The 19,752-nt window shown below is 59.4% G+C and carries 14 protein-coding genes; 12 read left to right on the top strand and 2 right to left on the bottom strand.

All coding sequences use genetic code 11. The features are described 5' to 3' along the window. Positions 1 to 79: 79 nt before the first annotated feature. Together ACE3TJ_RS02735 and ACE3TJ_RS02730 are read left to right on the top strand one after the other, a co-directional pair. Positions 80 to 1,387, top strand: a complete 1,308-nt coding sequence (locus tag ACE3TJ_RS02735; protein ID WP_374593608.1) for a DUF3422 domain-containing protein — start codon at positions 80 to 82, stop codon at positions 1,385 to 1,387. An 88-nt stretch (positions 1,388 to 1,475) separates the two neighbouring features. Next, positions 1,476 to 2,396 (top strand): alpha/beta hydrolase, encoded by a 921-nt coding sequence (locus ACE3TJ_RS02730; protein WP_374593606.1) that lies wholly within the window; start codon positions 1,476 to 1,478, stop codon positions 2,394 to 2,396. Between the two features lie 97 nt (positions 2,397 to 2,493). On the opposite strand, the gene ACE3TJ_RS02725 is transcribed toward ACE3TJ_RS02730, so the two are convergent. Next, entirely contained in the window at positions 2,494 to 3,606 is a 1,113-nt protein-coding gene (locus ACE3TJ_RS02725) for a Fic family protein (protein ID WP_374593604.1), read from the bottom strand. A 629-nt stretch (positions 3,607 to 4,235) separates the two neighbouring features. Between ACE3TJ_RS02725 and ACE3TJ_RS02720 the strand changes: the two genes are divergently transcribed. From ACE3TJ_RS02720 to ACE3TJ_RS02705, 4 genes are all read left to right on the top strand, one after another. Next, entirely contained in the window at positions 4,236 to 6,161 is a 1,926-nt protein-coding gene (locus ACE3TJ_RS02720) for a flavin-containing monooxygenase (protein WP_374599281.1), read from the top strand. 221 nt (positions 6,162 to 6,382) lie between these two features. After that, entirely contained in the window at positions 6,383 to 8,647 is a 2,265-nt protein-coding gene (locus ACE3TJ_RS02715) for a TonB-dependent receptor (protein WP_374593603.1), read from the top strand. Positions 8,648 to 8,719: 72 nt separating this feature from the next. Next, entirely contained in the window at positions 8,720 to 9,625 is a 906-nt protein-coding gene (locus ACE3TJ_RS02710; RefSeq protein WP_374593601.1) for an MBL fold metallo-hydrolase, read from the top strand. Further along, a complete protein-coding gene (locus ACE3TJ_RS02705; RefSeq protein ID WP_374593599.1) occupies positions 9,622 to 10,881 on the top strand; it encodes a cytochrome P450 in 1,260 nt (419 codons plus the stop codon). The genes ACE3TJ_RS02710 and ACE3TJ_RS02705 overlap by 4 nt, the downstream gene beginning before the upstream one ends. On the opposite strand, the gene ACE3TJ_RS02700 is transcribed toward ACE3TJ_RS02705, so the two are convergent. After that, entirely contained in the window at positions 10,878 to 12,044 is a 1,167-nt protein-coding gene (locus tag ACE3TJ_RS02700; RefSeq protein WP_374593597.1) for a CaiB/BaiF CoA transferase family protein, read from the bottom strand. The two genes, ACE3TJ_RS02705 and ACE3TJ_RS02700, sit on opposite strands and share 4 nt — an antisense overlap. 163 nt (positions 12,045 to 12,207) lie before the next feature. Here ACE3TJ_RS02700 and ACE3TJ_RS02695 point away from each other — a divergent pair, with 163 nt between their 5' ends. The 6 genes from ACE3TJ_RS02695 to ACE3TJ_RS02670 all read left to right on the top strand — a co-directional run bounded on the left by ACE3TJ_RS02695 (position 12,208) and on the right by ACE3TJ_RS02670 (position 19,683). Next, positions 12,208 to 13,377 (top strand): iron-containing alcohol dehydrogenase, encoded by a 1,170-nt coding sequence (locus tag ACE3TJ_RS02695; protein ID WP_374593595.1) that lies wholly within the window; start codon positions 12,208 to 12,210, stop codon positions 13,375 to 13,377. Continuing rightward, positions 13,374 to 14,042, top strand: a complete 669-nt coding sequence (locus tag ACE3TJ_RS02690; RefSeq protein WP_374593593.1) for a TetR/AcrR family transcriptional regulator — start codon at positions 13,374 to 13,376, stop codon at positions 14,040 to 14,042. Before ACE3TJ_RS02695 ends, ACE3TJ_RS02690 begins: the two co-directional genes overlap by 4 nt. Positions 14,043 to 14,120: 78 nt before the next feature. After that, positions 14,121 to 15,758, top strand: coding sequence for an AMP-binding protein (locus tag ACE3TJ_RS02685; protein ID WP_374593591.1), 1,638 nt, complete (start codon positions 14,121 to 14,123; stop codon positions 15,756 to 15,758). Continuing rightward, complete coding sequence (locus tag ACE3TJ_RS02680) at positions 15,755 to 16,900, top strand: LLM class flavin-dependent oxidoreductase (protein WP_374593589.1); 1,146 nt, start codon at positions 15,755 to 15,757, stop codon at positions 16,898 to 16,900. Before ACE3TJ_RS02685 ends, ACE3TJ_RS02680 begins: the two co-directional genes overlap by 4 nt. Positions 16,901 to 17,155: 255 nt before the next feature. Continuing rightward, a complete protein-coding gene (locus tag ACE3TJ_RS02675; protein ID WP_374593587.1) occupies positions 17,156 to 18,376 on the top strand; it encodes an MFS transporter in 1,221 nt (406 codons plus the stop codon). Positions 18,377 to 18,378: 2 nt separating this feature from the next. Further along, positions 18,379 to 19,683: an amidase gene (locus ACE3TJ_RS02670; RefSeq protein WP_374593585.1), complete on the top strand. Its 1,305-nt coding sequence runs from the start codon at positions 18,379 to 18,381 to the stop codon at positions 19,681 to 19,683. Positions 19,684 to 19,752: the final 69 nt, after the last annotated feature.

Here is a 19,752-nt window from a genome sequence, read left to right as displayed (position 1 = left end):
TGGAGACTTCAATTCCGACGGGTTCGTCCCGTCGGGGTATTCGAGCGCGTAGCTGGAGGCCGGCCTTGGCGCGCCTGATATGACGCAAGCGCCCGGTTTCATCGAGCATCCGCAACGCCCAGAAATCGTTGGCGAGATGCACCTGCGGCGTTTTCCGGCTTTCGAACTGCCGGCACAGGTGATCCAGCTTGTGCGGACGGTCGAGCAGAGCCAGAATGCAGATGAACAATTGTCGCTCGCGGCTCTTCCGGACCTATACGGGATAACCGGCGAGCGGCATCGCGAAGGTCGCTGGTCGTCCGATGTCCGGGCATCCTGGGAGCGACATAGCGAGGCGAGCACGATTACCGTCACGATGACCGGGGCGGCCGCACAGGGCATCGGCTGGGGGCGGCCCGATAGCATCGATGGCGCCGCTGCGCTCGAATGGGCGGAAACAGCGCCGGGTTATGTCATCCGCGCGACCCTCCTTATCGTCGTGGCGAGCGACGAGGCTGCCGGGCCTTTTGTCGAGACTGCCGATTTCACGCAATCGCACCTCGTTTCCTGCCATGTGGCCGATGGCGCGCGCATCTGGAGCGATTTCCGGATCCACAAAGATGGCTATGGGCGGCTCGTGATCGCGGCCAACGGTTTGCCCCCCGTTGAACTGGCGAGCTGTGTTCAGCGGCTTCAGGAACTGGGCAATTATCGTAATCTTGCCTTGCTCGGTCTGCCCGTGGCACGGACGACCTGGGCGCGGCTCGACGAGATCGAACGGGCGCTCGCCGAAACGGGGCGGGTTCTGCTCACTGGTGATCAGCGTGACGATGACTTGCTGAAGGCACTTACGACGCACAGCGAGGAGTTGCTTTCGATCACAGCCGAGACGGAGTTCCGCATGAGCGCGACAGCCGCCTATGCTGTCATCGTCGCCGATCGCTTGCACGAACTGAAGGCGCAGCCGGTCAAGGGGTTTCAGTCGCTGACGGATTTCACGAGCCGGCGTTTCAACCCGGCCATACGGACCTGCGCTGCCGTGTCCCAACGTCTCGCGCTTTTGAACGGGCGGGCCGGGCAGTTCACCGGTCTGCTGCGCACCCGTATCGAAACCAATATTGAAAATCAGAATGGACGGCTGCTCGCTTCGATGGATCGGAGCGCGCGGATGCAATTGCGGCTCCAGCATCTGGTGGAAGGCCTGTCTGCGGTCGCGATCAGCTATTATCTGCTGGGTTTGATCTCTTATCCAGTCAAGGCGGCCGAGCATGTTTGGGGCGGCGTTTCTCCGACCTCGCTATTGGGGATTGCTGCGCCCCTGATCGTCCTTGCCGTCTGGGCGGCGCTCCAGAATATGCGCCGACGGCTGTTTCGAGAAGGTGAGCAGACCTTGCCGGAAGGTCTTTAAATTTGGCCAAATCGCGCCGAAGGGAATAATCTCGCTCGACGGTGTAAGTATCGAGATTACCAGTCAAAACAGGATGAAAGAGAAATGCATGGATAACTCAGTCGAACTTGCCGAGTCCGCGCCTTCCTTCGGCTCTCTATTTCCGTCGACCCGCTATTTCGAGATTGATTCCAGAATAGCCGGCGTACGTTTTTCCGCATGGGTCACGCTTCCAGCGCAGTATGACGCCGACAAGGCACAGAGTTTCCCGGTGGTCTATCAAGTCGATGGAAATCTCTTTTTCCCGGCGACGGCGCCCTTTCATCAGGCCATGCCGAGCGACAGCCTATCGCCCTTGGTTCCTTTCATCCTCGTCTCGGTCGGCTATTCCAACGCGGAAAGTCAGGATTGGCAGTGGCTGCGTGTTCGCGATCTGCTCCCACCGGATGAACCCATTCCGGAAGCAATGCTTCAGGCGGTGGAGTATTCGGTCCAGGCCGGGCTGCTGCCCAAGGAGAAGGGCGACCGATATCTTGCCATGTTTGGCAAGCCCGCCGCCGACAAATTCCTCGGTTTTCTGGAAGGCGAGCTTCATCCGGCGTTGGCGGCCACGTTCAGAATGGATGAGAATGACGTCGGTCTCTGGGGCGATTCCTATGGCGGGCTGTTTGCGGCCTATGTCGCGATCAAGCGGTCGGACCTCTTCAAGCGCATAGGCGCGGGCAGTCCGGGCATCATCGAAAACAGCCAGATCTTCAAGCTGTACCAACAGGCTGTCGATTCAAAAGAGGACTATTCTGGTCGGCGACTGCACGTCACGATCGCAGCGCGTGAACTCACACAGCCAACCATCTACCAATGGCTCGTGGCTCGCAGCACAACCGAACTCCTTTCACAAACCACGCTTCATCCGTTGCCGGGCTTGCAAGTGTCGACAGAGATCATCCCGTTGGAAACCCACCTGACCGCAGGTGTTCCGGCATGGTTCAGCTTCTTGCGCGCTTGCTACGGACGGTCTCCAATAGATTAATCCTGAAAGCTGTTACGGTTGTAGATTCTGGATGCTACCAAAATGCACAGGCTTCGGCTTTCTCACCGTAACGTGCCAGAATAGCAGCCATCAAACTTTATGATCGCTCGTCAAGGTTCAGGTAATATCTCGTGTGCTTCAGCTCTCCTTTCTTGAGCAGGGCCTTTTGTTCCACCAACTGTGCGAGATCGCGTGTTGCTGTGGCGGATGTTGCGTCGGTAATCGTTCGATAGTTTGACGCGCTTAAGCCACCCCTGAATCCATCTGGGCCTTCGACGAACATTCGGAGTAGGGCCTTCTCCTGCCGTGCGTTGATCCCGCCGCGCAGGCGGCCGAGCAGCTTCGCCTTGGCCAGAAGGAAATGAACCCGATCAAGTGTGCGCTGTTGGGCCGCAAGCACGATGTCGGAGAACCATTCAAGCCAATCGTCGATCCGGTTTGACAGACTCGCGCGTTGAAGCTGGGTATAATAATCCCTGCGATGGCGTTGGACGGTTTCTGCGAAAGCGGTGATAGCGGGCGCATCAAGCCCTTGGGCCAAGGCCTTTTCCGCAATAGCGCGGCCGATGCGCCCGTTACCATCTTCGAAGGGGTGAATGGACTCGAACCATAGATGAGCAATACCCGCTCGCGTTAATGCGCTCGCCGGTGAAGGGCCGGTTGGCCCGGTATCATTGAACCAGGCAATGAATGCCTCCATCTCGGCTGGCACCGCTTGCGATAGTGGAGCCTCGAAATGCACCTTCGGCGCGTGAATGGCTCCCGAGACGATCTGCATGGGGTCCGCATGTGTTCGATATCGGCCTATGTCGGCGAGGTCCCGCCTGCCGTTCAGGAGCAAGGCATGCCAATGGAACAACATGGCGTCGCTGATCGGCTCGCGATAGCTGTAGAAGAGGTTCGCCATGAGTTCTGCAGCGCCCGCCTCGGCGGCATTGGCGCGGCGATGGTCGGCCTTGATGCCCAGGTGCTTCGCAACAGATGATTGCACGCTAGCGCGATCGAGGATCTCGCCCTCGATGGCAGAGCTGTCGACAGCTTCCTGTGCCATCAGTTCGATGGAAAGGTTCTGACGATCATCGGAATCGAGATGAGCCATGACGCCGACCAGGATACCCGCGCCCTTCAGAAACTTGTCCTCACGGCTTCTCAGGCGCTTCACATCGTAGGCGAAGTTTGGCCAGTCGGGTTGTTGCCAGTTCCAAAGCATGATCGATAGCACGCCTTTCTATCGATCAAATATCATAATTATTTGATTTATAAAAGACGTTCTTATCGCGCAGAAACAGCACTCGATCATATCGAATCATCAAGGAGGGCCCAATGTAAGGGGGTAACGAATCAGCGATGTGAGTTGATGAACTGGAGCCTTTGGGACTCGAACCATTTTGATAAAAAGTCCCTTGGTATCGGTCATGGTATCGTTAATTTGCATATATGTAAGTTTGTTGATTTTCTGCGCCGTTCAGAGGTAAGTTCGAGTCCGACCGGGGCACCAGAGACCGTCCGTGGACATTCATTTTCGTCCACCAATTGTCTGCTTCGCTAACATGTTTCAGTTTGTGTGGCCGAGCGACGGAGAGGTCGTGCCGGGCATGCATCATCCAAGGCGCGTGCCGCAGATGATTGTTTCCTAAATAGCCATGTCATCATCGGTCGTGCGATCCCGCATACGGAGCGCAGAATCTGCGTGCTTCTAAGTTAAATATACCAATTGGTATTCCACTGAGTCTATGCCGCGCCGCACGCGTTGGCAAAAATTATACTGGAAAGTATATTAAATTCGTATTATTGCCACCTATGATGGCGGCTCCGCGAGAGGAAAAGGCGTTGAAAAAGATGGCTGACAGGCCTTCGACGGGCATGGACATCGACTATGCCAAGCTTCGTGAGGGTGTCGACGAGGGAAATATTCCTTCTCTTCTCATGTGTCTCTTCCAGATGACCGGCGATGCCAAATGGTTGGATGCGCCGTTTGCACCGAAGCGCGGCAAAGGCCTTGATGACAATGATTCGGCAGGGCTTTCAGATGCCCTTCAGCGGCAAATTCGAGATGCGGCCTATGCGGCGATAGTGGCTTGGCTGAAAGGGAGGGAGCTTGTTCTGCCTCGCCCTTCCAACACTCAGCTTGCGCACATGCTGAGTGTCGCCATGACCGAAGATGTGCCGGATGAATATGGCGATGTCATCGCATCGACGATGAAGCTTGAAGGAGAGGTGTCGCAGCCTCGGCCCCAGCGGCCTTTGAGTGCGATCGTGATCGGCGCGGGCGTTTCCGGAATATGCGCAGCAATAAAGCTCGCCGAGATGGGTATAGAATGTAGGATCTTCGAGAAGAACACGCAGTTCGGCGGTACATGGTGGGAAAACCGCTATCCAGGTTGCGGTGTCGACACGCCGAACCTCACCTACACTTTCTCGTTCCGCGGAGCTGACTGGTCCAAATACTTCCCGCTTCGGGATGAGATTTCCAACTACCTCATTGAAACTGCTATTGAATATGGACTCCATGATCGCGTCAGCTTCGAGGCGACGGTTGAGAAGGCTGAATGGATCGAAAGTGAAAATCGCTGGAAGGTGTCCGTAACCGACAAGGATGGCCGTACGGAGCAGCATTACGCCGATCTCGTATTCAGCGCGGTCGGCATACTAAATATTCCGCTGGTGCCCAAGATTCCAGGACTCGAAAGCTTCGCTGGGCGCGTTGTGCACACGTCCGATTGGCCGGAAGATCTGGACGTGACGGGAAAGCGCGTTGCGGTTGTGGGTAACGGCGCATCTGCCATGCAGGTTGTGCCTGCGATCGCGGAAAGTGTCTCCGAACTCACGATTTTCGCGCGCTCGAAGCAATGGGCGGCGCCATTTCCGCAGTTCAGGAAGTCCGTGCCAGATGGTGTTCGCTACCTGCTGCAAATCGTGCCTCTGTATCGGGCCTGGTACGAGCAGCGTCTGTCCTGGACGTTCAACGACCGTGTGCATGGCACGTTGTTCCGTGATCCGGCGTGGGAGCACCCCGAACGTGCGGTCAACGCGATCAATGATGGCCACCGCGAGTATTTCACCCGCTACGTAATGGAAGAACTTGGCGATCGGCAGGACCTGCTACCGCATGTTTTGCCCGATTACCCGCCGTTCGCAAAGCGCATGCTACTCGATAATGGCTGGTACCGAACGCTTCGCCGGAAGAACGTTCGCCTTATCCCGGAACGGCTTGCGGAAATTCACGGTGATAGGCTTGTTGCCGACAGTGGGGAGGGGGTGTCAGCGGACGTGCTGATCCTCGCTACCGGCTTCCAGGCGGCCAATGTCCTGGGCTCTTACGATGTTGTCGGTCGCGGTGGCCGCGTTTTGCGCGACTTTTGGGATGGTGATAACGCTGCGGCCTATCTCGGTACTGTGGTTGCCGGTTTTCCGAACTTTTTCATCCTGCTTGGGCCGAATGTCGGGTCCGGTCATGGTGGCAGCATGATCCGCTCGATCGAGAACCAGACGCACTACGCACTGCGAATCGTTGAGGAAATGGTTCGGCAGAATGCTGTGGCTGTCGACGTCAGGGAGCAGGTTTATACCAACTATTCTGACCGTGTGGACGCTGCGCACGAAAAGCTTGTGTGGACGCATCCAGGTACGGAAAACTGGTATCGGAACGCGCGGGGCCGTATTGTTGCGATCACGCCGTGGCGAAACGATGCCTTCTGGCGGATGACCCGAACAGCGAATCCGGCCGATTTCAATTTCAAAGAAGATCGGGTGGGTAACGGCTGACGCCACGTCAACGCGCGCATTCTAAATGCATACTCAACAGTATGTGGTGTGCTGGCCAAGGTATGCCAGCCCGGCGAAATATTCAAAAATAATGGCCGTTTTCGGACGTTTGTTCCGTATGACGCGCGAAACCCTCAGCACGCCGAAGGTGCTTGCAAAAAACTACTCATAAGTATATTCATTGCCAACATAAGTCATAAGACGATCGGGGAGGTGTTATTATGCGACGGAACTCATGTGTATTTGTGTTCGGTGTGAGCCTTCTGGCGACGGCGTCGTTCTCCGGCCTCGCTTTAGCGCAGCAGGCCGGCGGCGCGGATAGCGTCGACGAGCCGCAGGGCTCGGAAATCGTCATCACGGCAACGCGTCAGAACACGTCGCTCGCCGATACGGCGGCGGCGGTTTCGGCCATTTCCTCTCAGGATCTTGGACCGGGTGGCATACAGGACATCGGGGACTTGCAATCCTCTGTGCCAAACGTCTCGATCGGAGACCAGTTCGGAGTGAACCGCACCTTCATCCGCGGCATCGGCATGACCAGTATCGATCTTGGTGCCGACGGTGCTGTTGCATTCCTGCAGGATGGGGCGATGATCTCGCGGCCGGCGGCACAGCTCGCGGGTTTTTACGATCTTGCACAGATCGAAGTGCTGCGCGGACCGCAGGGCACGCTGTACGGACGTGGCGCGACGGGCGGCGCGATCAATCTCATCACGGCGAAGCCGACCGAGGATTTCTCGGGCTACATCCGTGGCACTTATGGCAATTACGATGCGATCACGCTGGAAGGCGCGGTCGGCGGTCCGATTGTGCCGGACAAGCTGTTGTTCCGTGTTTCCGGCAAGAAGGAGGATCGCGACGGATACGGCAAGAACCTGTTCACGGGCTCGGATGTCGATAATCGCGAAGCTTATGCGGTTCGCGGCATCCTGGAAGCGCGCCTGTCGTCCGAACTCACGGCCTCGCTGATCGTCGAGCACTATGAGGAAGACGACAACAATTACGCCTTCCACTATTTCGGCCCGACCATCGTTCCTGCCGATTCGTTGCCGCACAAGCTGCTGGGCGGCGAAACCATCTTCGATTACTACGCAGCGCGCGGTGAGAAGCCGAACCTCCGCAATATTTATTCGGATGAAGATCCGATCAACACGCGGAACGGTGAGAATTATACCGGCCTCATCGAATGGAATTCCGGCGATTTCAATCTGAAGTCAATCACGGCATATCGCGATTTCAAACGCTTCAATCGGACTGATCTCGACGTTTCGGACGTCTGGATGTACGGTCAGAACAACTACGTGGAAGATGCAACATCGTTCAGTCAGGAGCTTCTGCTGAACTACAAGAGCGGCGGGCTCGATATTCTCGCTGGTGCAATGTATTTTGAGGAGGAGTTGTACGGCGAAGTCAAGGTGCCAACGATTAATCTTGGCCTCCTCTTTGGGCTCCCGGCCGATACCTTCGATGATGGCAATTACTTCCAGCGTGGCACGGTGGACACCAAGTCCTATGGAGTTTTCGCACAGGCGGCGTTCGACCTGACGCCCGAGCTGCGTGTCACAGCTGGTGCGCGCTACAGCTATGAACGGCGCAAGGGTGTCGGACAGTTCACGTTCGAGGCAGCGGGGATCGATATTCCCACCGATAGGAAAAAGGGCTGGGGCGCAGTGACACCGAAACTGCTCGTCGAGTGGCGCCCGGCAGACGAAACACTGATTTACGGCACGGTCACCCGTGGTTTCAAATCCGGCGTCATCAACGTGGGCAGCGCGAACTCTGTGATCGATCCCGAGTTCGTGTGGAACTATGAAGCTGGCTTCAAGCAGCAGCTTGCTGACAACCGCATCCTGTTGAGCGGTGCGGTTTTCTACTACGATTACACCGATCTTCAGGTCGGGTTTGTTAACGCTCAGAGCATTGTCGAAACGATCAATGCAGGTGCGGCGAAGAACTATGGCGCTGAACTCGAACTCAGCGGGCGCGTGAACGACAACCTCACACTGAATGCCTATGCTGCTTATCTCAACGCGAAGTTCCAGGACTTCTGCAACGGTTACTATGGCGCGGCCGTCAGCCGACCGGGGATTTCTTACGATCCTTGCCCCACGGATCCGGCGCTCGCTGACCTCGATGGCAAGCGCCTGCCGAATGCGCCGAAATTCTCGTTCGGCGCGGGTTTCGATTACACGGTGGACGTCGGGCCGGGTGAACTGACGCTCGGTGCGGACATGAGCTATCAGAGCAAGGTGTATTTCACGGAGTTCAACAACAGGGATGCAGCGCAAAGCGGATATGCTCTTGTGAACGCAAACCTCACCTACAAGCATGAGAGCGGGCTGTCCGCGAGCCTCTGGGCGCGGAATCTTACGGATAAGTTCGCGATTTCGAACAATATTGTGACAGCACCGACGTTTGCGCTTGTGCGTGTGGGCTCGGTGATCCCGCCGCGCACGTATGGGTTCACGCTCGGCTACGAGTTCTGATCGCGTCGATTTCGTGATCCGGACGCCGCAGGTTGTCGGCGTCCGGACGGGAAACTCTCGGAGGCGGTAGGGATGGATCGGTTTCGTTTGGGAGGCGTGACGCTTCACCGGATCGAGGAGTGGCAGGGTGGCTTTGCGCCTCCTTCCGCGATGTTTCGAGGCTATGACGACGCTCTCTGGCAGCCGCATGAGCGTGAGTTCGTGCCGGACTACCACCAGGCCGAAACCGGGCTCATTTATGGTTTCCTGCAAAGCTGGCTGATCGATACCGGTTCAGAGAAAATTTTGTTCGATACCGGTGCCGGGAACGACAAGGAGCGACCGGGGATTCCGATTTTCGGCGGACTGCAGACGAACTTTCTTGAGCGTTTGAGCGCAGCGGGCTTCGCGCCTGGAGATATCGATACGGTCGTCTGTTCTCACCTCCATATCGATCATGTCGGCTGGAACACCGTCCGTTCAGCAGACGGGTGGAAAGCAACATTTCCCAATGCGCGATATGTCCTTCCGATCGCGGATCGCGCCTGCTGGGATCCCAGCGATGACAGTGTGGAGCCTTCGGCGACGGGAAGAGCGGTGAACGCCGGGGTGTTCGAGGACAGCATACAGCCCCTGATCGATCAGGACCGCGTCGTGTGGGCGCAAAGCGGGTTCGAGGTGATGCCCGGCATTGATCTTTTCGCAGTCGCCGGACACACGCCGGGACATTTGGCGATGCGCGTCGTCAGCGAGAGCGATTCCGCCTTGTTCGTGGGCGACGTACTTCATCATCCGATTCAGATTCACAATCCGGACTGGAACAGTCAGTTCTGCGAAGATCAGGATATGGCGCGGGAAAGCCGTCGCGCGGTTCTGGAAGAGACAGCGCGAACGGGCGCGCTGCTTGTGCCTGCACATTTCGGCGGCGTTCACGCTGTCCGTGTTTTACGACAGGATGGGAAGTTCAGGCCGGTCTACAGCCCTGAAAGGCTTGCATGATGGCGGATCTCGCGACCGAACGCTGGCTTCGGAATTTCGCGATGGATCCGAACGATGCGGAGCTGCTCGCCGATCCCTACCCGGCGTTTGCCGTGCTTCGCGAACATGATCCCGTGCACTGGTCGGATCATGGATACTGGGTGGTGACGCGCTACGACGATGTTCGTGCGATCGTCATGGATCGTCAGAACTTCGGACAGGGCGATTTTGAACGAAATATTCGCCTTCTCTATGGCGAGGACTTCGACGTTTTCTCGCATCCGGCTTACCGCTGGCTCGCCGATGTGTTCGTATTTCAGGATCCGCCCAAGCACACACGGCTTCGCGGGCTGGTGACGCAGGCTCTTACGGCGCGCCGCGTGCTGGCTATGCGACCACGTATTCAGGAAATCACTGACCGTCTCCTTGACGCGGTGATCGGTCGCGGTCGCATGGAGTTCATCCACGATTTCGCTTACAAGCTCCCGACCGCCGTTATGTGCGACATGCTTGGAATTGACGCAGACGAGGCAGATGATGATCTGCTCATGGCGCTCAACAAGGCGATACAGGACAGTTTCCTCGTTCTCGAAATGCGCCCGCTGCCACCGGATGAGCTGAAGCTTGCAAACGATCAGATCCTCTTCCTCGAGCGCTTCTTCAAGACTGTTTTCGATCGCAGACGCATGGAGCCGCGCGACGATTTGGCGACGGCACTTCTGAATGCGCGCCAAGACGGCAATGGCCTTTCCGAGTGGGAGATGACCACGGTTGCGATTGCGCTGTTCGGGGCCGGGTTCGAAACGACGGCCCATATGCTTGGCAACGGGCTGCTGACGCTGCACCGCTATCCTGAACAGTGGGCCAGGCTTGTGAGTGATCCGGGCCTCGCAGCCTCTGCGTCCGAGGAAATCCTGCGTTTCGAAAGTTCGCTCACGATGACGTATCGCACAGCTTTTGCCGACACGACGTTTGGTGGACACACGATCGCGTCCGGTCAGCGCGTGATGGCGATGCTAGGCGCGGGCAACCGCGATCCCCGGGTTTTCAAGAACCCGGACGTTTTCGACATTGCGCGTGATGGGCCACGACATCTTACATTCGGTGGCGGAATTCATTTCTGCGTCGGCGCTGAACTTGCGCGCCTGGAAGGCGAAATCGGCCTTGCAACGCTTGCGCGGCGACTGCCGCAAATGCGTGCCGAAACGCGTGATCCGCACTGGCGCGGCGTACACTTTCGCGGCCTCACCGAACTCCAGATAGACTGGCCGTCCTAGTCTGCGCGTATTACGTCGCGAGAGACGAGCGCGCCAATCTCTGTTTCGGAAACGCCCCAGGCTTTCAGGGCTGCGTAGCCGCCCTGGCCCGGAAGTGTCGGTGCGCTGCGGATTTGTGCAGGCGTACGCGAGAAGCGCGGCGCCGGATTGGGCTGCGCGCTGTCCACGCCGGTGAACACGCTCCGCTGCGTATTTGCAGCATACTGCACAGCCTCGTCCTGCGTCAGCACCGGCGTTACGCATGCATCAAACGGCTCGAAAACTGAAACCCATTCATCGCGTGTGCGTGTTTTAAGCAGCGCTTCAAGCGTCCGTGTGCGTTCAGGCCAGAGGGCGCGATTCATGTGATCGGCGAAGTCCGCAAGGTTCAGGCCAAGCCCCGCGATCAGCGCGGCGTGAAACTGGGGTTCGATCGCACCCACTGCTACGTAGCCATCTGCAGTTTCATAGCAGCGGTAGAAGTAGGCACCGCCATCCAGAAGGTTGGAGGCGCGTTCCGGCGACCAGAAACCCATGGCCCTCCAGGCGTAGAGCTGGGTCAGCAGCAGGGCCGCGCCGTCTATCATGGCGGCATCGATAACCTGGCCGCGCCCGCTCGATTGGCGCTCTACAAGGGCGGCCAGAATGCCTGAGACGACCACCATGCCGCCACCGCCGAAATCACCGACGACGTTGAGCGGAACGGGAGGGGGGGCGTCCGCGCTGCCCATCATGTGCAGGCCGCCGGTAAGTGCAACATAGTTGATGTCGTGCCCAGCCTTCTGGGCGAGCGGGCCGCTCTGCCCCCAGCCGGTCATCCGCGCGTAAACCAGTCGAGGGTTGAGCGCGAACGCTTTATCAGGACCGAGTTGCAGCCGCTCCATGACGCCTGGCCGGTAACCTTCGAGCAGAACATCGGCCTTGCCGATCAACTGCCGCGCGAGCGCCCGGCCATCGACGGATTTGATATCGAGTGCAACTGAGCTGCGACTGCGGCTTAGAAAGTCCTGCCTGCCGTCGCCGGGAGAGAGAGGGGGCTGTCCCTTGCGATCGATGCGCAGAACGTCCGCGCCATAATCGGCAAGCAGCATTGCGGCGAAAGGCGTCGGGCCAAGACCGGCGAATTCCACAATCCGGAGGCCTGATAGCGGGCCTGTCGTGCCCTCGTCGCCTTCTGTCGCCACGGCCATCCATCCCCGGTATTATCGATTGTTACGCATATCGACCTACTAATGGGTATGATTTTGTCAAGGCGGCATCGAGACTGCGTCGTCGTGCGCATATATTGAATATACTGGACAGTATAATTTTGTTGTGCCAGCATACGAAAAAACTGCGGAGGATGACATGGTTGGCAAGGCAATGGGCTTCACGTCGACCGAGCGCGTCGTGATCGGCCGGTCTGCTGCAGAGGCAATCGCTGAGCAGGCTACGCTTTTGGGTGCAGAGCGCGTGTTCATTCTCGCTGGAACAACGCTTGCGAACACAACGGATGCCGTGCGCAAGGTCGAGGCTGCACTCGGCGCACGCCATGCCGCGACGTGGACAGGAATTGCACCACACGCGCCGCGATCGGGCGTGCTTGCCGGCGCGGACGCGGCACGTGTTGCCAATGCGGATCTGATCGTCACGATCGGTGGCGGCTCAGTCACCGATGCTGGCAAGATCATCGGACTGCTCCTGAAGCACGATGTGCGGAGCGTCGAAGCCTTCGAGCCCCTCAGAACTTATGTCACCGACGACGGTCAGGTCATCAACCCGATCACGGTTGGCCCAGATGTGCGCGTGATCTGCGTACCGACGACACTTTCTGGCGGTGAGTTCAACGCCCTGTCGGGGGCGACTGACGAAGCGGTGATGCACAAGCAGGGCTATGAGCACCGCAACATGGCGCCTATCGCTGTCGTGCTCGATCCCGAACTGACGCAGCACACGCCCGAATGGTTGTGGTTCTCAACCGGCGTGCGCGCGGTCGATCACGCTGTCGAGACGCTGGCATCCTACGAGTCCAACGATTTCGCGGATGGTCTGGCAGACAGTGCGCTGCGCTTGCTCGTGGAAGGTTTAAGTCGCGTGAAGCGCGATCCCGCCGATTTGGAGGGACGCCTCAAGTGCCAGATCGGCGCATGGCAGTCCATGATCTCCATAATCGGCGGGGTTCCCATGGGCGCGAGCCACGCGATCGGCCACATTCTCGGTGGAACCTGTGATGTGCCGCATGGCTATACCTCGTGCGTGATGTCGCCCTATGTGCTCGCGTGGAACGCTGAGTATGACGACAGCCGCCAGAAGCGGATCAGTGCCTGTCTTGGGGAGCCCGAGAGCACGGCGTCTGCCGCGCTGGACCGTTTCATCCGAACGCTCGGCATGCCTCGCACACTGGCGGAGGTCGGTGTCGGCGAAGATCGCTTCCAACAGGTTGCTGAATATACCATGCTTGATATCTGGGGGCGGACCAATCCACGTCCGGTGCGGTCACCTGCGGATATACTGGAGATCCTGAGAAGGGCTGCATGAAGAGAGCAACGCGTAGCAAATCGGCCGAGGTGGCGAGTGCGAATGCACCACGCCAGGCGCGGCCGCGCGGTCGGCGCATGTCGAAACCTGATGTCGTTGCCCTGAAGCGGCAGGGCATTCTGGAGGTGGCGAGCCGGCTGTTCCACGAAAAGGGTTATGAAACAGCGACGCTCGACATGGTGGCGGACGAGCTGAACGTCACCAAGCCGTATCTTTATACATACTACAAGAACAAGGCCGAGATCCTGGCTTCTGTTTGCGCCGTCGGCGTGTCGGAATCGCTGGATGCGCTGGACCGCGCGGCGGCCGCGCCCGGAAACTCGGTCGATCAACTGCGGGCGGCGCTGCGAGAGGTGGCGGCGATCATTATCGATCGGATGGAATATATCGTCGTCTACCAGCGTGAGATGAAGAACCTCACCAACATCGATGCACAGCAGATTTTGCGGCTGCGGCACGAGTTTGATCTGAGGATCGCGCGCCTTGTGGAGCAGTGCCGGGCGGACGGCCTTGTGACTCTGCATGACGCTGCCGCGATGTCGGTCTGGATGGGTGGTCTGCTGTCGTGGATTCCCAATTGCTACTGGCGAGGTAGCCGCCGGAAGCGGGACGATGTGATCGAGCAGGTATCACACGCCTGCATGCGGCTGATCGGCCTCGACTGAGGTTGGTGCGCAGCTATGCGCGCATCGGTTGGAGTCGTTCCAACCGCAATGACGAACATACGGACGAGGGGAGTTCCCATGGCTGACCGCGAGGATGCCGCGCGCGATTTTCATGATCCGCGCATTCCTAACAGAAACCAGTGTGTTCTACGCTATCTGGTCGATCGGTGGGCGGTGGAGCGCCCCGACAAGACCCATGTCATCTTCGAAGATGGTGAGGAATGGAGTTTTCGCGATCTTCGCCGGCGCGTGATCGAGAAGGCGGCTGGTCTGCAGGCGCTTGGTATCCGGCAGGGCGATTACGTCGCGGTATGGCTTCCAAACGGGCACGATGCGCTGCTCGCTTTCTATGCCATCAATTACATCGGCGCGGTATTTGTCCCTTTCAATACGGCGTATCGCGGCACGCTGCTTGCACATGTCGTCGAGAATTCAGGCGCCAAGGTGATCATCGTCCATCCGGAACTTGCGCCGCGCCTTTCCGAAATAGGCATGGCCGGTCTTGAACGAGCGGTGTTGACCACCACCCTTGAAGCTCCAGACTTCGGCCTTCCGACGTCCCGCTTCGATGATCTCTCCGGCACGGAAACCGATCTGCAGCCACTCGATCTCCCGATTGATCCCTGGGATATCCAGTCTATCATCTATACCTCGGGCACGACTGGCCCTTCGAAAGGCGTGCTATCGTCCTATCTCCATATGTTCTCCAACGCTGGCCCCGAAAGCTGGCCGATGGTGACGGAAGACGATCGCTACATGACCGTCGCGCCAATCTTCCACATTGGCGGCATGGGGCCGCCGTTCGTGATGCTTGCGCGCGGCGCATCGGTTGCTGTGGTCAACAACTACTCGACGGACACGTTCTGGGAGGTGGTACGGAAAACGGAAACCACGGTGGTTTTCCTGCTCGGGGTGATGGCGACTTTCCTAATCAAGCAGCCGCCATCGGACCGCGACCGCGATCACAAGGTGAAGTTGGCCTTCATGGTGCCGTTCACCGATGACGCGCCAGCGTTCAAGGCGCGGTTCGGCATCGACATCTATACAATCTTCAACATGACGGAGATTTCCTCTCCGATCGTGTCGGAGGCAAACCCCACGAAGCGGGGTACCTGCGGCCGCCCGCGCCCAGATGTCGAGGTGCGCCTCGTCGACGTGAACGATTGCGAGGTTCCTGTGGGCGAAGTCGGCGAGATGCTTGTCCGCACGGACCGCCCCTGGGGCATGAACAGCGGCTACAATGCCAACCCGGTCGCGACGGCCGAGGCCTGGCGGAACGGCTGGTTCCACACGGGCGACGCGTTTCGCATGGACGAAGACGGCTATTTCTATTTCGTTGACCGCATGAAGGATGCAATCCGCAGGCGCGGCGAGAACATCTCTTCGTTTGAAGTGGAGGCGGAAGTCTGCGCGCACCCCTCTGTACGCGAGTGCGCCGCGATCGGGGTGCCAAGCGAGTATTCCGAAGACGAGGTGATGGTCGTGGTCGCGCCCGTGCCCGGGAGCACGATTGATATGGCTGAGCTGACTGAGTTCCTTGTGGGCCGGATGCCCTATTTCATGGTGCCGCGCTATATCCGCGTCATGAGTGCGTTACCGAAGACACCGTCGGCCAAAGTGCTCAAGGGTGATCTGCGAAAAGAGGGTTTGACGGCGGACACATGGGACCGAGAGAAGGCCGGGATACGCGTCCGCCGCGAGGCCCTGGCACAATGACGGGTTCGCAGCATCCCGTTTACTCAAAAAACAGGCTCAAACTCGGCGTGTTTTGCGTCAACACAATGCCCGCCCTTACGACCGTTCCGGAACTGTTCAAGCCGAACTGGGCGGAGTGTCTACGCATTGCGCAGCTAGCGGATGAAGCCGGCCTCGAAGCCATCGTACCGATCGCGCGCTGGAAAGGCTACGTGGATGGAGACTTCGGGCATGCCTCGCACGATGTGATCGAGCCTTTCACCTATGCTGCCGCGATCGCGCAGGCGACGCGCCATATCGGGATTTTTGCGACGACACATGCACCAACCGTGCATCCGCTGATCGTTGCGAAGCAGGCGTCGACGATCGACGCGATTTCAGGTGGCCGTTTCGGTATGAACGTTGTCGGGGGCTGGAATCGGCGCGAGTTCGACATGTTCGGTATCGAGATGCTCGGTCATGAGGAGCGATATCAGTATCTCGCGGAGTGGCTGACACTGATCCGCCGCCTATGGTCGGAGACGCGCGAGTTCGATGTCGACAGCCGCTGGTTCAGCATGAAAGGTGCGCTATCTCGCCCGCAGCCGCTGCAGGGCGGTGCGGTGCCGATCATGAACGCCGGCTTTTCCGAGACCGGCATGCGATTCGCCGCCCGCCATTCGAACATAGGCCTTGTGGGTCTCTTCGGCGAGAACCCCGACCAGTGGCGGGCTCAGGTCACAAAATATAAAGCGCTGGCGCGAGACGAATATGGTCGAGATGTTCAGGTCTGGACCAACGCCCAACTCGTTCTGAAGGATACGGATGCCGAGGCAGTCGATTATCTGCGCTACTATTCCGAAGACCGGGCGGATTACGCCGCCATCGACGGCTTCATTGGCACGCTGGCGCGCGAAAACGGCATTGCCGAGGATTCAGAGCATATGCGCTTCATGCGGCGGACGGTTGCGCTGGGCTCAGGAACGCCCATTGTCGGCGATGCGGAGACTGTGGTCGCGAAGCTCGTAAGTATGGCCAGTGCCGGTATCGATGGCGTGATCTTCAGCGCGATCGACTATATCGACGCCTTGCATCGACTGGCACATGATGTGTTGCCGCGTCTTGTCGAGCATGATGTCAGGCAAAGTGGAGCGATTTCCTCTCTTTGCGAATCACGACTTTGAGGCACGCCTAGGTGCCGCTTTTGGACTCGAACCGATGCGATGGGTTAAAAGTCCCTTGGTATCGATCATGGTGTCAGAAATTTACATAAATGTAAGTTTATTGAATTTTGCGCTTCTCGGAAGCAAGCTCGAGTCTGGCCGGGGCGCCACCGACTGTCCGTGGACGTTCATTTTTCGCTGACCGTGCGAATGGCGTCGTGATCCTTGCCGGCAAATCATCTTGGCCTTTGCGACAAACTCGTCTTATGCGGGGGCATGGGCCAAGATTTGTTCGAACAAAATCCGCGTTCGGTTGCTGACAGCCTCGGCAAAGCGCTGATCCTGACTGTGCTCGTGCAGTTGCTGGCAACCAGCACGGCGCTGGTGCTGCCGCCCATCGCGCCGCGTGTTGCTGCCGATTTTGGCGTGGAGGCCCATGTCGTCGGCTATCAGGTGAGCCTGCTTTTCACGTCCGGCGCGTTTGGATCCGTATTGGCTGGCACGCTGATCCGCAGTTTGGGTGCCGTGCGCACCGAACAGTTCGGAATGGGCATGTTCGCGCTGGGGCTGCTTGGGCTGGCAACGGCCAACATCTCCGTCGGCGTGATCGCCTCTCTGCTCATCGGCTTTGCCTATGGGTTCCAGAATCCGGCTTCGTCTCAGATCCTGAGCGCCGTTACGCCCCTTAACCGGCGGAACGTCGTGTTTTCGATCAAGCAGGCGGCGGCGCCGCTTGGCGTGGTGCTGGTGAGTATTGCGTTGCCGTTGCTTGACACGGTGATCGGCTGGCGCGCAGCGTTTGTCCTGATGGCGCTGCTGCCGTGCGCTGTGCTCGCCGTCCTGGCGGGCCACAAGGTGCCGCACACGCCGCCGCGAAACGAGGCGCCGTTGCTGCGCGGTCTGTTGAAAGAGCAGCGGCTGATCTGGCGGCGCGGCGACCTGCGCGTGCTGACGATCATCGGTTTCCTCTACTCTTCAGTTCAGCTGACGCTTTCCACCTTCACCGTATTGATGCTGACCGCGGATTGCGGGTGGCGGCTGCTTCATGCTGCGTCCGCTGCGGCGGGCGTGCAGGCCTTCGGCGTGCTGGGGCGGCTTTGCTGGGGCGTTTTGGCCGACCGGTTCGGGTCCGGGTTTCGCGTGCTGGCGTTCGTTGGCCTCGGCAGCGCCGCGGGTCTGCTGCTGTTGCCGTGGCTCGCGGACTTTCCAGCATACATGCAGGTCGCGTTGCTGTGTTTCCTCGGCTTCTGCCTGAATGGCTGGAATGGCGTCGCGATGGCGGAGGTGCTCCGCCACGCCGCGCCCGCCGAGGTCGGCAGCGTGATGGGGAGCACGCTCGTCTATGTCTTTGCCGGTGTCATGGTCGGGCCGGCGAGCTTTGCGCTGCTCTATGAGATCATGGGGAGTTATGGCCGGACGTTCGCGCTTGTCAGCGTCGTGTTGCTGATCGGCGGGAGTGCGGCGCTACTGGTACGACCGAGACGCTGCGGAGGATGAAGATGCGGGATGAGACAGTGATCGCACGGGCGCTGGACGCAGCCGACCGGGTCAATCCGTCGGTCAACGCCGTGCTGTGGCTCGACCGCGAGGCGAAGGCCGGTGTTGGCCCGCTCGGCGGCGTGCCGGTTCTGGTGAAGGACTGCATCGACTGGCAGGGCCGCCCGACGACGCACGGCTCGGCGGTCTATCGGGATGCGGCGCCGGCGGCCGAAGATGCCGAGGTGGTGCGTCGCCTGCTCGATGCCGGTGCCACGCTGCTCGGGAAATCGCACCTCACCGAGTTCTGCTTCGGCGCGACCGGAGAAAACGCCACCTTCGGCAACTGTCGCAATCCATGGGACACCGCGCGCATCACGGGCGGATCGAGCAGCGGATCGGCGGCCGCCGTGGGTGCCGGGATCGTGCCCGCGGCGATCGGCACGGACACGGGCGGCTCGGTGCGCGTGCCCGCCGCGCTGTGCGGTGTCGTGGGGCTGCGGCCGACATTGGGGCGCGTTTCGAATCATGGCGTGCTGGATGTCAGCACGATCTGCGATGTGGTCGGGCCGTTCGGCGCCACCGTGGCGGATGCCGCGCGGCTGTATGCAGCCATCGCGGGCTATGATCCGCGCGATCCCTTGTCTTTCGCGGACCCGGCGCCGCTGCTGGAAGGAATGGATGGCGGCGTGAAAGGTTTGCGTGTCGGGCTACCGCGGTCGTTCTTCTACGAGGATTTGCAGGACTGCGTGGCACGCGCGGTGGATGAAGCCGCAGCCGTGTTGGAACGGCTGGGCTGCACGCTCGTCGACGTGCCGCTTGGAGAGGCTGAAACTCTGCGTACGGGCGGCGCGTTCCGGTTCGTGCTCGCCGATGTCGCCGATGCGCGCCGCGATGTGTACCCCGAACATGCGGATCGGATCGGCGCGGAAGTCCGGCGGCGCATAGAACTGGGGCATCAGGTGAGCGGTGCCGATTACGCGCATTGCATCCGCCTTCTCCAGCAGTTCCAGCGGACGCTTCGCGAGACGTTCGCCGCCGGGATCGATGTGCTGCTCACGCCGACGACGCCCGTCACCGCACCGCTTTGGGCCGAGGCTGCGGACATGGTGGCGACGACGCGCCTCGTGGCGCGCAACACCTATGATCTCGGCGCCGCCGGTGTGCCGTCGCTGAGCGTGCCGTGCGGCCTCGATCGCCGGAACCTGCCCATCGGACTGCAGCTCACCGCTTCCTGGCGCGCAGAGGCCATGCTGTTCCGTGTGGCGCAGGCCTTCGAGGAGGCCACAGAGCATCAACGTCGGCGCTGTCCGATCAATCACGATTAAAAGTTCGAACATTTGTATTGATTGTCCCCAGCCTTTTCGGCAGTCTCCGCCCGCGAAAGGGGAGGGCTC

Source organism: Sphingosinicella sp. (assembly GCF_041916975.1).
Lineage (GTDB): Bacteria > Pseudomonadota > Alphaproteobacteria > Sphingomonadales > Sphingomonadaceae > Sphingosinicella.
Note: the sequence above shows the minus strand (reverse complement) of the source record. Positions and strands in the feature narration are given on the sequence as shown.